Below are 13,052 nucleotides of genomic sequence, written 5' to 3'. Positions count from 1 at the left end.
GGGAAGAGAGCAGGAGGAGGCACTGTTTTTCCGATTCGAAATGGAAATTCCGGGCAAAAAGCCCCGAAAGAGGCCGGATTTGTGGCGGCAAGGGGGAAAGGGAGGGGATTGACCCCGGTGTCGTGTGAGCGGGACCACAGTTTCACCCCGCAGCCGCCCGGTCGTGTGCCGGTGGAAACTGTGAGTCATCTCACGCCAGGAAAGGGGGGCCTGAGAAGGAGGCACGAAAAAGGGGCCTTGATGGCCCCTCTGTTGGCTCCCTTGCCGTCAGCTGGCGGGTGATGCGCTGCTGGTGGGCAGATTCTGGTAGCGCACGTCTTCCTCTATGATGACGTCGACGTCCAGAGGCTTGCCATTGCGGATCACCGAGATGGTCAGCTTGGTGCCGGGGCGGCTCTCGACGATCTTGTCCATCACGGGGCGCACGCCGCTGATGGCCTCGCCGTTGATCTTGAGCAGCACATCCCCGCGCCTGAGGCCGGCCTTGGTGGCCGGTCCGTCGGGATCCAGACTTTCCACCACCAGACCCTGCAGATCCCCGAGATTCATCATGCGCGCGACTATGGGGTTGATCTCGACGCTGGAGATGCCGAGGTAGCCGCGAATGACACGGCCATTGGCGATCAGCTCGTCCATGATCCGCTTGGCCAGCTTGTAGGGGATGGCGAAGCTGATGCCGTAGCTCTCCTGATTGCCATTGAGGTGGTAGGCGGCGGTGTTGATGCCCACCAGGTCGCCACGGCCATTGACCAGGGCGCCACCCGAGTTGCCCTCGTTGATGGCTGCATCGGTCTGCAGCAGATCCTGCCGGCCGTTGCTGTCCGGCCCCATGCTGGAGAGACCTATGCGGCCGGTGGCACTGATGATGCCCTGGGTGATGGTCTGGCCGACGTTGTAGGGGTTGCCGATGGCGAGCACCACATCGCCCACGTCCGGTAACCGCTCCGGATCCTGCGGTATCACCGGCAGGTTGTCCGACTCTATGTAGAGCACGGCGAGATCGGTCAGCTTGTCGGTGCCGACCAGCTCGGCGCTGAAGACCCGGCCATCCTGCAGCGCGACTATGATCTGGTCCGCATCGGCGATGACGTGGTAGTTGGTCAGCACATGACCGCGCTGGTTCATGATGACCCCTGAGCCCAGCCCCTGTGGCCTCAGCTCTGCCTTCTCGCCGCGATTGCCGGCGAAACTGCGGGTGTAGATGTTGACGACGGCAGGACCGGCGCGGTGGGCGGCATAGGAGAAACTCAGCTCGCGGGCATTGGTGATGAGACCCGGCAGGGGGGCGCCGCCCCGAAAACTGGGGAACAGCAGCAACAGGAGCGCAGCCACGGTGAGGCCAAAGCCGACAGACTTGCCCAAGTAACTGATCAAAGGTGGGATTTTCATGTCATTCTCGTCCGTACATGCTGCGCGCAGAGAATAACATTATCGGTGGATAAAAATCACCCGCGGCGGTTGCCGCGGGTGTGAGGGACTTAACGGATCACCAAATAGAGCGAAGAGTCGCCGCGCTGTATGTTCAGCGCCAGCACTTCCGGCTTGTTCTTCAAGGCCTTGGTCAGCTCATCCATGGAGTTGATGCGCAGACGGTTGACCCCGATGATGATGTCGCCCTTCTGCAGGCCGGCAGCGGCGGCAGGGGAGCGCGGATCTATGTCGGCCACAGCTACGCCGGTCACCGGATCCGAGGTGGTGCTGAGCTTGGCCCCTTCCAGTGCCGGGTGCAGGGCGCTGGCGAGGATCTCGCTGTCATCTGCCTTCTTCAGGGTGACCTTGACGGTCTGCTCCTTGCCATCACGGATGAGGCCGAGTGCAACCTGCTTGTCGGCGCCCATGGTGGCGATCTTGGCCCGCAGTTCACCGAACGAGCGGATGGGCTTGCCATCTATGCTGATGATGATGTCGCCGGCCTTGATGCCCGCCTTGGCGGCGGCGGAGTCAGGCATGACCTGATTGACGAAGGCACCATCCTTCTTGTTGTAACCGAAGGACTTGGCGATGTCGGTGGTCAGCTCTGTGCCAGTGATCCCCAACTGGCCACGGCGCACTTCACCGTATTTCACGATCTGCTCGGACAGGTCGCGCACCATGTTGGAGGGGATGGCAAAGCCGATACCTATGTTGCCGCCGTTCGGGCCCAGGATGGCGGTGTTGATGCCGATAAGCTCCCCACGCAGGTTGAGCAGGGCGCCACCCGAGTTGCCCGAGTTGATGGCCGCATCGGTCTGGATGAAGTTCTCCAGGTTCTCGATGTTGAGGCCGCTGCGGCCCAGGGCGCTGACGATACCCGAGGTGACGGTCTGACCCAGGCCGAAGGGGTTGCCGATGGCCAGGGCATAGTCACCGACCCGCAGCTCGTCCGAGTCGGCGAACTTGATCTGCACCAGGTCCTCCGCCTTGATTTGCAGCAGGGCGATGTCGGACTGCTTGTCTTCACCTATCTTCTTGGCCGCGTATTCGCGGCCGTCTTTCAGGTTGACCTTGATCTCGTCCGCTTCGTGGACCACGTGGGCGTTGGTGATCACGTAGCCCTTCTTGGCATCTATGATGACGCCGGAGCCAAGGGCCTGGAAGGGCTGCTCGCTCACCTGCTCATCGGGCATGTTGGGGCCGAAGAAGAAGCGGAATTGTTCCGGCAGGCGCTGGCGGGTGATCTTCTTGCCAGAGACGGAGATGTTGACCACGGCAGGGGTCACCTGCTCGAGGACGGGGGCCAAGCTCGGCATATCCTGGCTGTTGCCCATCAGGGGCAGGGCGGCTTGTGCCGGCGCTGCTGACAGGGCGATACCGACACTGAGGGCTAACACACTGAATACAGAAAGAGATTTACGCATATGAGAAACAGCTCCCAGAAAAAGTTGCAATGCAATCGTCAAGGTCTGACCACGATAAGGCGTAATTAGTTCCACCAGAGGCTAACCGGGCTGCTTGAGCAGGCCGGAGGCACCGGCGTAGTCACGGGGCGGCTGGCCCGGCTCCTCGCTGGCGGAGTCAGCGTTGCCTTCTTCCACCTGAGGTTCGCGGAACAAGGGCTCCTGCGCCTTGGCGAGGAACTTGCTCTGTTCGGCCATGTGGCGATAGAGGGTCTGGTATTGATCGGCCAACTGCTCCATCAGGGCGGCGCTGTCGGCGAAGTGGGTGGTGATCTGGCCCTGGTAGCTTTCCAGCTCCTTGTGAGCCTTTTTCAGCTCCTGTTCCAGGCGCCCGGCATCCCGGCTGCGGACAGTGAAACGGCCGATCAACACGCCGATGATCAGGGCGGCTACCGCCAGCAGGATCCCGTTTAACAGAGTCATAGAAGCTCCTTGTTACAGCTAAATCGATGAGTTTGAGGCGGCCGGATTGACCGCGATGCCTCGTTGGCACTATACCGTGCACCCCGAGAGCGTGATACCATTTTGTCCCTCATTCAGGGACTTGGAGGCGGTTTACAGGATGACCCCGCAGCAAAAATACCAGCAGGATTTGCAGCGTCCCGGCTTTTTGGCCGACCCGGCCCAGGCGATGGCAGTGACCCGCCTGGAGCGACTCTATCAGGATTTGTGCGCCAGCCCGACTCCGACCAGATCCCGTGGCCTGCTGGGCTGGCTGCAAAAGCCGAAAGCCCGCGAGCCCATCCTGGGTCTCTATATGTGGGGCGGAGTGGGCAGAGGCAAGACCTGGCTGATGGATACTTTTTTCGACAGCCTGCCGGGGGAGCGCAAACTGCGCGTCCACTTCCACCGTTTCATGCATCGGGTGCACGATGAACTCAAGGGGCTGACCGGTCAGGCCGATCCGCTCAAGCTCATCGCCAGCAAGCTGGCCGGCGAGACAGACATCATCTGCTTTGACGAGTTTTTCGTCTCCGACATCACGGATGCCATGCTGCTGGGCACCCTGTTCCAGGAGCTATTTGGTCATGGCGTTGTGCTGGTGGCCACCTCCAACATCCCGCCCCGGGATCTTTATCGCAATGGACTGCAGCGGGCCCGCTTTCTGCCTGCTATCGCCCTCATAGAGCACCACTGCGAGGTACTCAATGTGGATGGTGGCGTCGACTACCGGCTGCGCACCCTGGAGCAGGCGGAAATCTATCACTTCCCGCTGGATCAGCAGGCCAAGTCCAATCTGGACCGCTATTTTGGGCAACTGACCGGGCTGGGGCAGATCGCGGCCGCCACGCTGGAGATCAACCATCGTCAGCTGAGCGCGCTGAGCGTGGGGGAAGGGGTGCTTTATATGGAGTTCGAGCAGCTCTGCTGCACCCCGCGATCCCAGGGGGACTACATAGAGCTGGCCCGGGAGTTTCACACCGTCCTGCTGGCCAACGTGCAGCCCATGGGCACAGGCACGGACGATGCGGCGCGCCGTTTCATCGCCATGGTGGACGAGTTCTATGAGCGGCACGTCAAACTCATTCTGTCGGCGGCGGTGCCCATGGCTGCGCTCTACGGAGATGGCCTGCTGAATTTCGAATTCAAGCGCTGTCTTTCGCGGCTTCAGGAAATGCAATCGCACGAATACCTTGCAAGAGTGCACCTTCCTTAGTCACAATACCGCGCCTGCCAGTCGGATGGGCATCTGCGGCAGGTAGGGCCGGGCGACATTTGCTAGCTTCATGGCAGTGAAATTAGCAGGTGATATTTAAGGCAACTTCACTTATAATCGCCCGGCCCACGTTACAGCTGTCGATAAGACAGCAACACTTTAAGCTTTACTTGTATTCGAAGGGGTACAGGTAGGCCATCGTTTGTTGTTTGTGGGAGAGCCCCCATAAGCAATTGGGTCTGTAACAGGTAATTGGGTTTAACTTAATGAAAACTTTCGTTGCCAAGCCAGAAACCGTAAAACGTGACTGGTACATTGTGGACGCAGAAGGTAAAACTCTGGGTCGTATCGCAACCGAGATCGCTGCTCGTCTGCGTGGTAAGCACAAAGCTGAATACACTCCGCACGTTGACACCGGTGATTACATCATCGTTGTAAACGCTGAGAAGGTACACGTAACCGGTAAGAAATTTACCGACAAAATGTACCATTCTCACTCCGGTTTCCCGGGTGGTATCAAGTCCATCAGCTTTGACAAGCTGATTCAGCGCAAGCCGGAAATGGTAATCGAAGCTGCCGTCAAGGGCATGCTGCCGAAGGGTCCGCTGGGCCGTGCCATGTTCCGTAAGCTGAAAGTTTACGCAGGCGCAGAGCACGCTCATGCTGCTCAGCAACCTCAAGTACTGGATATCTAACGGGAACTGGCAACATGGCAGAAAATCAATACTACGGTACCGGCCGTCGCAAAAGCTCCACTGCTCGCGTCTTTATCAAAGCGGGTAGCGGTAAAATCGTAATCAACCAGCGCTCCCTGGAGCAATACTTCGGCCGTCCGACTGCCCGCATGGTAGTTCGTCAGCCGCTGGAACTGGTTGAGATGACCGAGAAACTGGATCTGTACATCACCGTTAACGGTGGTGGCATCTCCGGTCAAGCTGGTGCGATCCGCCACGGTATCACTCGTGCTCTGATGCAGTACGACGAGACCCTGCGTGGCGAACTGCGTAAAGCTGGCTTTGTTACTCGCGATGCCCGTAAGGTTGAGCGTAAGAAAGTCGGTCTGCACAAAGCGCGTAAGCGTCCGCAGTACTCCAAGCGTTAATTCGCTTTTGGTACGCACTCTCACGAGTGTCAAAAAAGCCTGGCCATGTGCCAGGCTTTTTTTATTGGTAATATTACATACGCCAATGCTAACCATACGTCACAAAAGACAAAAATTTGTGTATTTATTGTTTTTGCCCATCGCTTCTCTTTCTTGTCAAATTGTTATCTTTTCTTTAAAATTTCCATGGTCTTTCTGTGTCAATTGCCACTCCGCTTCCGCCGCAGTTGTCAGAGGGAGAGGAGATAGGAAACGGGGACACTATAAGAATGAGCGGAGTCCACATGGGAGAGTTTTTGGATGAGCAATGCGCCAGTTGATACCGGTCGCCGCAGATTTCTTACCTGGTCAACGGTTGCCGTTGGCGGTGTAGGAGCTGCTTTTACCGCAGTGCCGTTTATAAAGTCATGGAATCCGAGTGCCAAAGCCAAAGCGGCCGGGGCACCGGTAGAGGTGGATATCAGCAAGTTGGAGCCGGGCCAGCTCATTCGCGTCGAGTGGCGCGGCAAGCCGGTCTGGGTGGTGAAGCGCACCAAGCAGACCCTGGATGCCCTGGCCACGCACGATGACAAACTGCGCGATCCGGCCTCCGATGAGCCACAGCAGCCGGACTATGCCCACAACGGCTACAGATCCATCAAGCCGGAGATCTTCGTGGCGGTCGGTATCTGTACCCATCTGGGTTGCTCCCCCTCCTACCTGCCGGACAGCTTCGGCGAGCAGGTGCAAGGGGTGACCTCCGGCTTCTTCTGCCCATGCCATGGTTCCAAGTTCGACATGGCCGGTCGAGTGTTCCAGGGCGTGCCCGCACCGCTGAACCTGGTCATTCCGCCATACCAATTTCTTAGCGACACCACCATTCTGGTCGGTGCCGATGGCAAGGAGGCCTGACCATGTTTGCCAAACTCATGGGCTGGATTGACGATCGTTTCCCGCTCACGGCCATGTACAACGACCACATGGCCAAGTATCCGGCTCCCAAGAACCTGAATTTCTGGTACTTCTTCGGTTCCCTTGCCATGTTGGTGCTGGTCAACCAGATCATCACCGGCATCTGGCTCACCATGAACTACAACCCGTCGGCGGAGGGGGCCTTTGCCTCCGTGGAATACATAATGCGGGACGTGGACTACGGCTGGCTGCTGCGTTACATGCACTCCACCGGCGCCTCCGCCTTCTTCGTTGTGGTCTATCTGCACATGTTTCGCGGCATGATCTACGGCTCCTATCAGAAGCCGCGCGAGCTGCTGTGGATCTTCGGCATGCTGATCTTCCTGGTGTTGATGGCCGAAGCCTTCATGGGTTACCTGCTGCCCTGGGGACAGATGTCGTTCTGGGGGGCCCAGGTCATCATCTCGCTGTTTGGCGCCATTCCGGTCATAGGTGACGATCTGACCCTGTGGATCCGGGGTGACTACGTCATCTCGGGGGCTACCCTGAACCGCTTCTTCGCGCTGCACGTGATCGCCCTGCCGCTGGTGCTGGTGATGCTGGTTGCCATGCATATCCTGGCGTTGCACGAAGTGGGCTCCAACAACCCGGACGGCATCGATATCAAGAAGCACAAGGATGAGAAAGGCTGGCCGCTGGATGCGGTGGCATTCCATCCCTACTTCACTGTGAAGGACATGATAGGGGTGGCGGGCTTCCTGTTCCTGTTCTGCGCCATTATCTTCTTCAAGCCGGATATGTGGGGCTACTTCCTCGAGAAACCGAACTTTGAAGTGGCGAACGGGCTGAAGACGCCGGCGCACATAGCCCCTGTCTGGTACTTCACCCCCTTCTACGCCATCTTGCGCGCAGTGCCGGACAAGCTGTTGGGGGTCATCATGATGGGGCTCTCCATAGTCGTGCTCTTCCTGCTGCCCTGGCTGGATCGCTGCAAGGTGCGTTCGGTGCGCTACCGCAGCACCCTGCACAAGCTGAACATCGCCCAGTTCGTGGTCTGCTTCGTCATCCTGGGTGTGCTGGGCGTTCTGCCATCGACGCCTATGCTGACGCTGATCGCGCAGCTCTGCACTCTGGGTTATTTCGGGTTCTTCGTCCTGCTGTTCTTCTACAGCAAGAATGAGAGCACCAAGCCGCTGCCGGAGAGGGTGACATTCAAATGAAAAGAATAATTTTTGCAGTGCTGGCCCTGCTGCCCGGTCTGGTATTGGCCGCTGGCGGTGGCTTCCCCCTCGACAAGGCAGAGTACGATCTGAGTGACAAGGCATCCCTGCAACGGGGGGCTGCGACCTTCATGAACTACTGCGCCGGCTGTCACTCCACCCAATACCAGCGCTATAACCGGGTGGCCGCCGACATCGGCATTCCGGAAGAGCTGATGAGGGAGAACCTGGTCTTCACCGGCGCCAAGATTGGCGATCTGATGAAGAGCGCCATGTCCGAGAAGGATGCGGCGCGCTGGTTCGGGGCGCCGCCACCGGATCTGACCCTGGTGGCCAGGGTGCGGGGCGCCGACTGGATATACACCTATCTGCGTTCTTTCTATGTGGACGAAACCCGGCCATTTGGTGTGAACAATGCGGTCTTCCCGTCCGTGGGCATGCCCCACGTATTGGAGCCGTTGCAGGGGACTCCCCGTGCCGAGTTCGAGACGCACACCCTGGATGGAGTGGAGATGCAGCAAGTCGTCAGCATCAAATCTGACGGCAATGGTGAAATGAACAACGAAGAATATGATCAGACGGTACTGGATCTGGTAAACTTCTTGGTCTACTCGGCTGAGCCGGTGCAGCAGGAGCGCGAACGCATGGGCTTCTGGGTGCTAGGTTTCATCGCAATCTTCTTCATCTTCACTGTGCTGTTGAAGAAGGAATTCTGGCGCGACGTTCACTAAGCGACCAGATCGGAGTAATATGACGCACGGCAATGGAGATCAAGATGCTTCATTGCCGTTTCTGCTTTTTAATGACGGGAGGGTTCAATGGCTGTAGCTGCCAATAAGCGTTCGGTAATGACGCTGTTTTCCGGTGCCAACGATATGTTCAGCCATCAGGTGCGTATTGTCCTGGCGGAGAAGGGTGTTAGCGTGGATATCTGCCAGGTTGACCCGAGCAACCTGCCGGACGAGCTGGCCGAGCTGAACCCGTACAACACTGTACCGACTCTGGTGGATCGCGAGCTGGCGTTGTACACCTCGCGCATCATCATGGAGTATCTGGACGAGCGCTTCCCGCACCCGCCCCTGATGCCTGTCTATCCGGTGGCTCGCGGCAACAGCCGTCTGATGATGCATCGCATCGAGCTGGACTGGTACTCGCTGGCCGACAAGATCATGGCGGGCACCGATACCGAAGCCGCCCGTGCCGAGCTGCGTGACAACCTGCTGGCCATAGCGCCGATCTTCGGTGAAATGCCCTACTTCATGAGCGAAGAGTTCGGTCTGGTTGACTGTTACATGGCTCCGCTGCTGTGGCGTCTGCCGAGCCTGGGCATCGACTTCACCGGTCGTGGTGCCAAAGAGCTGAAGGCTTACATGGTCCGCCTGTTCGAACGTGAATCCTTCCAGGCCTCCCTGACCGAGGCTGAACGCGAGATCCGTGCCAGCGTATGAGTAGTATGGAACCGACCATGACACCCAGTCGCCCCTATCTGTTGCGGGCATTTTTTGACTGGTTGCTGGATAACGACTTGACCCCGCATCTGGTGGTCAATGCCAATATCCCCCATGTGATGGTGCCGATGCAGTTCGTGCAGGATGGGCAGATCGTCCTGAACATAGCGCCTCGGGCCGTGGGCCAGTTCCACATGGATAATGATGCCGTCAGCTTCAGCGCTCGCTTCGGTGGCGTGTCACAGCAGGTCTACATTCCCATGGCGGCCATATTGGCCATTCATGCCAGGGAAAACGGCGTGGGAACCCTGTTCCCGCCCGAGCCTGGCTACGATCTCTGGCTGGAGCAGGCCGAGGCGCCGGTAGAACCCGAGCCGGAGCCACCGCGCCCGACGGGTCGTCCGACCCTGAAAGTCATCAAATAAAAAACGCAGCCAACTGGCTGCGTTTTTTTATCCCATCATTGCCCGCTTAGTTCTGGGCAAATTCGAAGGCCTTGATCACCTGCTTGACCCCGCTGACGTGGCGGGCGATCTCCACTGCCTGATCCCCTTCCTGACGGGTCACCAGGCCGATGAGAAACACCTCGCTGTTCTCGGTGACCACCTTGACCTTGGTGCTGTCGAAGTTCTTGGTGCCCAGCATGTCGGCCCGTACCTTGGAGGTGATCCAGGTATCGTTGCTGCGTACTCCTATGCTCACCGGCTTGCCGAGGCGCAGCTCATTGTAGACATGACGAACCCCTTCGATCCGGCCCACAATCTTGCCCGCTTCCTGCTTGTAAGCGTCAGACGGTGTCTGACCGACCAGCAAGACACGGCCGTTGTTGCTGTAGACGCTGATCTTGCTGGAGGCGCTCAGCGACTTGTTGTCGGCCAGCAGATTGGCCGCTTTCAGCTCTATGGTCTGATCGTCCCACTGGGCACCCAGGGTGCGACGATCCCCGGTCGCCTTGGCGGTACCGGCTGCACCACCCACTACCACGGCGGCACAGCCTTGCAGCAGCAGGGCGCCGGTCAGCAGGGCGAGTGCGAGAATAGGCTTCTTCATGGTTTCAATCTTCCTGTTGCGGGAAAAGTGTCTGGTCGATGAGATCACAGAGGCAGTGCAGGGTCAACAGATTCACTTCCAGAATGCGAGGACGGCGGGCGGATGGCACGCGGATCTCCACGTCATTGGGCCCGAGCAGGCCGGCTATCTCACCACCGTCGCCCCCCCCGAGCACTATGATGGTCATGTCGCGGGAGAGTGCCGCCTCAGCAGCCTTGATCAGGCTGCGGCTGTTGCCCGTGGTGGTGAGCACCACCAGGATGTCGCCGGGTTGACCCAGAGCCTTGATCTGCTTGGCATAGACCTCTTCGAAGCCGTGATCGGTGGCGATGGCGCTGATGGTGGCCATGTCGGGGGTCAGGGCCAGGCCGGGCAGAGAGGGGCGTGGTGTCTCGTAGCAGTTGACCAGCTCGGAGATGAACAGCTGTGCCAGGGCCGAGGAGGGGCCATTGCCGCATGCCATGACCTTGTGGCCATTGAGCAGGCAGATGGTCAGCATCTGGGCCGCGGTGTGGATGGCGTCCGGCAGCGCCTCGGCGGCGGCTATCTTGGTCTGGATGCTTTCGGTGTAATTCTCTTTGATGGGATCAGTCATGGGGTCCTCTTAAAAAGCGTTCTGGATCCAGTCTGGCTGGTCGCCCTCGAACGCGATCACATCGAATCGGCAGGCCTGGCTGGCCTCGTTGATGGCATGTTGCTTGAAATAGTGGCGCGCGGCCAGCACGATCTTGTGCTGCTTGCGCCGGGTGACCGAGCTGGCGGCTCCGCCATGGCTGGCCCGAGCGCGATATCTGACCTCGACAAACACCAGGGTATCCCCCTGGCGCATGACGAGATCTATTTCACCACCACGGCAGCGGTAGTTGCGGGTCACGGGTTGCAGGCCGCGGGCCTGCAACCAGCATTCCGCTACTTGCTCAAAGTGCTGTCCCTTGTTCGTCGCTGCCGACGGCAACAGGTTCAACCACTGCTGGTGCAGTTGTGCCAGTAGCCTCTTCATGGGTAGCGTCCTCCAGCTGGGGCACGGCGCTGTCGCTGACCAGCTTGCCGTTCTGGTAGGTGGCCCAGTCCAGCATGCGCACTATGTTGCCCTGGGGATCCACGCTCAGTTGCCCGCTCATGCCCGGTTGCTGCATGGCATTGAGCTTGCGCATCTGCGGCAGGTTGCCGGCCAGGCTGACCGCATCATAGCCGAGGGCAAACAGGCGCAGCAGGTCACCTTGGGTCTGTGGCCAGAGCAGGGCTATCTGTTCCCGTTGCTGCTCATAGCCTCCCAGCAGCAGCGGCATGTCGGAGATGTGCATGCCGTTGAGTTCGGAAGCCACCTCGGTTGCCCCGCTGTCATAGCCTCGCGAGCTGCTGTAGATGGGCAGGCTGCCCATGGGATTGACCGAGATGTCCACATAGGGCTTTATCATCCGGGTCTCCAGGCTGTTGGCCACCACATAGACGGCATCTATGCTGCGCGGCGCCGCATCAGAGAGCTGCACTATCTCCCCGGCCCGGGCGGTGGAACGACCACTCAGGGCATTCTTGACCATGCCCTGCACCTCGTTGCGCGCCCCGAAGGTGGCGACCACGGGTTTCTCCTGGCTGACGCCGGCCCAGGCCTGCTCGAATGCCTTGATGCTGCTGTAGCCAATCCGGCCTTGCGCCGCGATCAGCAGCGGCTTGCGGTAACCCTGACCATAGAGGTACTGGGCGGCCTGGCTCGCATCGGCGGCGGCGGAGAGGGAGAAGTAGAAGGTGTTGTCGTTGATGACTGGCTTGTCCAGCTCGTTGAGCGCCAGCACCGGCACGGCCGGGTTGGCCTTGAGCAGCTCCTCGACCTGATCTTTCAGCAGCGGGCCTATGATCATGTTGGCCCCCTCCTGGATCGCCTGCTTGTAGAGATCCCCCATCGCCTTGCCCTGAGTGTCATAGAAGTTCAGGGTGAATTGCCCCTGATTCTCCTTGTAGGACATCAGCATGCCGTTGCGGATGGCGGCGCCCTGCGCCTCCAGGTTGCCGGAGAGCGGCAGGAAGACGGCGACCTGCTGCAGTGCACCTGTATCCGTGGTGGCGAGATCCCCGAGGCCAGCCGGCATGTCAGTCTGGGCCGGGTGGTTCGGGAAGCTCTGCTTCCAGCCTGCGAGCTGGCGCGCGAGTTGACTTGGCTGGGCGCCAAACTCGTTCACCAGTGCCGCCAGTCGCAGCCAGCCGGTGGTCACGTCGGGGGCCGGCGCCTCTTCCAGCGCCTGCAGGGTGGAGGGGGTCATGCTTTTCAGCAGTGACCAGATCTGCTGGTGGTTGGTGGCCAGCTCATTCTTGGCCAGGTAAGGCTCCAGCAGGATCAGCGACTTGGCTGCACCAAACTTGTTGTTGATGTCCAGTTGCAGCACCACCCGCTGGCGATACCAATCCTTCTGGGTATCGGCATCGAGGGCCACTTCCGGCTTGCCTTCCAGCAGGATCAGCGCCTGATTGGCATTGCCCTGGGCCAGCAAGAGATGTGCCTGCAGCAGTTGCAGTTGTGCCTGCTGCACCGGGTTGCCGGCCTGCTTCTGCAACTGTTGATACAGGGCGGCGGCCGGTTTGGCCTGGCCGAGCGCCAGATAACTGCGCGCCGCCATCACCTGCCAGGTGAAGGCCTCGGCCGGTTTGGCGGGATCCACCTGCTCCAGATACCACTGGGCATTCTTGGTCAGATCCGAGAACGCCGACGGCATGCCGGGCTCCGCGGAAGATGGGTTGGGCTCCGACGCACAGGCGGCGAGCAGTACTGCCGCGAGTATGATGCCGAAGAGTCGTGATACACTTAGCTGCTTT

Annotated in this window: 15 protein-coding genes; 8 read left to right on the top strand and 7 right to left on the bottom strand. The window is 59.5% G+C overall.

Features of this window, described 5'->3' with window-relative positions:
- Positions 1-267 precede the first annotated feature (267 nt).
- From degS to OC537_RS14235, 3 genes are all read right to left on the bottom strand, one after another.
- Complete coding sequence (gene degS, locus OC537_RS14245) at positions 268-1,389, bottom strand: outer membrane-stress sensor serine endopeptidase DegS (RefSeq protein ID WP_106885636.1); 1,122 nt, start codon at positions 1,387-1,389, stop codon at positions 268-270.
- A gap of 89 nt (positions 1,390-1,478) precedes the next feature.
- A complete protein-coding gene (locus tag OC537_RS14240) occupies positions 1,479-2,837 on the bottom strand; it encodes a Do family serine endopeptidase (RefSeq protein ID WP_262112148.1) in 1,359 nt (452 codons plus the stop codon).
- Positions 2,838-2,918: 81 nt separating this feature from the next.
- Positions 2,919-3,299, bottom strand: a complete 381-nt coding sequence (locus OC537_RS14235; protein WP_163148904.1) for a YhcB family protein — start codon at positions 3,297-3,299, stop codon at positions 2,919-2,921.
- Positions 3,300-3,438: 139 nt separating this feature from the next.
- Between OC537_RS14235 and zapE the strand changes: the two genes are divergently transcribed.
- The 8 genes from zapE to OC537_RS14195 all read left to right on the top strand — a co-directional run bounded on the left by zapE (position 3,439) and on the right by OC537_RS14195 (position 9,619).
- On the top strand, positions 3,439-4,533 hold the full coding sequence (gene zapE, locus OC537_RS14230; protein WP_139745544.1) for a cell division protein ZapE: 1,095 nt from the start codon (positions 3,439-3,441) through the stop codon (positions 4,531-4,533).
- 266 nt (positions 4,534-4,799) lie between these two features.
- Entirely contained in the window at positions 4,800-5,228 is a 429-nt protein-coding gene (rplM, locus tag OC537_RS14225) for a 50S ribosomal protein L13 (protein WP_033132308.1), read from the top strand.
- A 14-nt stretch (positions 5,229-5,242) separates the two neighbouring features.
- Entirely contained in the window at positions 5,243-5,635 is a 393-nt protein-coding gene (rpsI, locus tag OC537_RS14220) for a 30S ribosomal protein S9 (protein ID WP_005891084.1), read from the top strand.
- Between the two features lie 300 nt (positions 5,636-5,935).
- Positions 5,936-6,526 (top strand): ubiquinol-cytochrome c reductase iron-sulfur subunit, encoded by a 591-nt coding sequence (petA, locus tag OC537_RS14215; RefSeq protein ID WP_025328515.1) that lies wholly within the window; start codon positions 5,936-5,938, stop codon positions 6,524-6,526.
- Positions 6,527-6,528: 2 nt separating this feature from the next.
- Positions 6,529-7,746 (top strand): cytochrome b, encoded by a 1,218-nt coding sequence (locus OC537_RS14210; RefSeq protein WP_005331374.1) that lies wholly within the window; start codon positions 6,529-6,531, stop codon positions 7,744-7,746.
- Positions 7,743-8,477 (top strand): cytochrome c1, encoded by a 735-nt coding sequence (locus tag OC537_RS14205; protein ID WP_025328514.1) that lies wholly within the window; start codon positions 7,743-7,745, stop codon positions 8,475-8,477. Before OC537_RS14210 ends, OC537_RS14205 begins: the two co-directional genes overlap by 4 nt.
- A gap of 87 nt (positions 8,478-8,564) precedes the next feature.
- Positions 8,565-9,194, top strand: a complete 630-nt coding sequence (sspA, locus tag OC537_RS14200) for a stringent starvation protein SspA (RefSeq protein ID WP_025328513.1) — start codon at positions 8,565-8,567, stop codon at positions 9,192-9,194.
- Between the two features lie 17 nt (positions 9,195-9,211).
- Positions 9,212-9,619, top strand: a complete 408-nt coding sequence (locus OC537_RS14195; RefSeq protein WP_025328512.1) for a ClpXP protease specificity-enhancing factor — start codon at positions 9,212-9,214, stop codon at positions 9,617-9,619.
- A gap of 46 nt (positions 9,620-9,665) precedes the next feature.
- Here OC537_RS14195 and dolP read toward each other — a convergent pair whose 3' ends face one another.
- From dolP to OC537_RS14175, 4 genes are read right to left on the bottom strand one after another with little or no spacing between them, the layout of a single operon-like run.
- Positions 9,666-10,244: a division/outer membrane stress-associated lipid-binding lipoprotein gene (gene dolP / locus OC537_RS14190; RefSeq protein ID WP_106885641.1), complete on the bottom strand. Its 579-nt coding sequence runs from the start codon at positions 10,242-10,244 to the stop codon at positions 9,666-9,668.
- 4 nt (positions 10,245-10,248) lie between these two features.
- Complete coding sequence (locus OC537_RS14185; protein ID WP_262112134.1) at positions 10,249-10,839, bottom strand: SIS domain-containing protein; 591 nt, start codon at positions 10,837-10,839, stop codon at positions 10,249-10,251.
- Positions 10,840-10,848: 9 nt separating this feature from the next.
- The gene (locus OC537_RS14180) at positions 10,849-11,244 is read right to left on the bottom strand and encodes a YraN family protein (protein WP_262112132.1); all 396 of its coding nucleotides are present in this window, start codon (positions 11,242-11,244) and stop codon (positions 10,849-10,851) included.
- Positions 11,162-12,952: a penicillin-binding protein activator gene (locus OC537_RS14175; protein ID WP_234690666.1), complete on the bottom strand. Its 1,791-nt coding sequence runs from the start codon at positions 12,950-12,952 to the stop codon at positions 11,162-11,164. Before OC537_RS14175 ends, OC537_RS14180 begins: the two co-directional genes overlap by 83 nt.
- Positions 12,953-13,052: the final 100 nt, after the last annotated feature.

The sequence above is a fragment of the Aeromonas sp. Marseille-Q5825 genome, assembly GCF_946892685.1.
Lineage (GTDB): Bacteria > Pseudomonadota > Gammaproteobacteria > Enterobacterales > Aeromonadaceae > Aeromonas > Aeromonas rivipollensis.
Note: the sequence above shows the minus strand (reverse complement) of the source record. Positions and strands in the feature narration are given on the sequence as shown.

What these genes read in the sequence shown, in the direction of transcription:
- petA (WP_025328515.1), top strand. Translation starts at nt 5,936, where the DNA reads ATGAGCAATGCGCCAGTTGATACCGGTCGCCGCAGATTTCTTACCTGG.
- OC537_RS14235 (WP_163148904.1), bottom strand. Translation starts at nt 3,299, where the DNA reads ATGACTCTGTTAAACGGGATCCTGCTGGCGGTAGCCGCCCTGATCATC.
- OC537_RS14205 (WP_025328514.1), top strand. Translation starts at nt 7,743, where the DNA reads ATGAAAAGAATAATTTTTGCAGTGCTGGCCCTGCTGCCCGGTCTGGTA.
- OC537_RS14185 (WP_262112134.1), bottom strand. Translation starts at nt 10,839, where the DNA reads ATGACTGATCCCATCAAAGAGAATTACACCGAAAGCATCCAGACCAAG.
- zapE (WP_139745544.1), top strand. Translation starts at nt 3,439, where the DNA reads ATGACCCCGCAGCAAAAATACCAGCAGGATTTGCAGCGTCCCGGCTTT.
- OC537_RS14195 (WP_025328512.1), top strand. Translation starts at nt 9,212, where the DNA reads ATGACACCCAGTCGCCCCTATCTGTTGCGGGCATTTTTTGACTGGTTG.
- OC537_RS14240 (WP_262112148.1), bottom strand. Translation starts at nt 2,837, where the DNA reads ATGCGTAAATCTCTTTCTGTATTCAGTGTGTTAGCCCTCAGTGTCGGT.
- dolP (WP_106885641.1), bottom strand. Translation starts at nt 10,244, where the DNA reads ATGAAGAAGCCTATTCTCGCACTCGCCCTGCTGACCGGCGCCCTGCTG.
- OC537_RS14180 (WP_262112132.1), bottom strand. Translation starts at nt 11,244, where the DNA reads ATGAAGAGGCTACTGGCACAACTGCACCAGCAGTGGTTGAACCTGTTG.
- degS (WP_106885636.1), bottom strand. Translation starts at nt 1,389, where the DNA reads ATGAAAATCCCACCTTTGATCAGTTACTTGGGCAAGTCTGTCGGCTTT.
- rpsI (WP_005891084.1), top strand. Translation starts at nt 5,243, where the DNA reads ATGGCAGAAAATCAATACTACGGTACCGGCCGTCGCAAAAGCTCCACT.
- OC537_RS14175 (WP_234690666.1), bottom strand. Translation starts at nt 12,952, where the DNA reads ATGCCGTCGGCGTTCTCGGATCTGACCAAGAATGCCCAGTGGTATCTG.
- sspA (WP_025328513.1), top strand. Translation starts at nt 8,565, where the DNA reads ATGGCTGTAGCTGCCAATAAGCGTTCGGTAATGACGCTGTTTTCCGGT.
- rplM (WP_033132308.1), top strand. Translation starts at nt 4,800, where the DNA reads ATGAAAACTTTCGTTGCCAAGCCAGAAACCGTAAAACGTGACTGGTAC.
- OC537_RS14210 (WP_005331374.1), top strand. Translation starts at nt 6,529, where the DNA reads ATGTTTGCCAAACTCATGGGCTGGATTGACGATCGTTTCCCGCTCACG.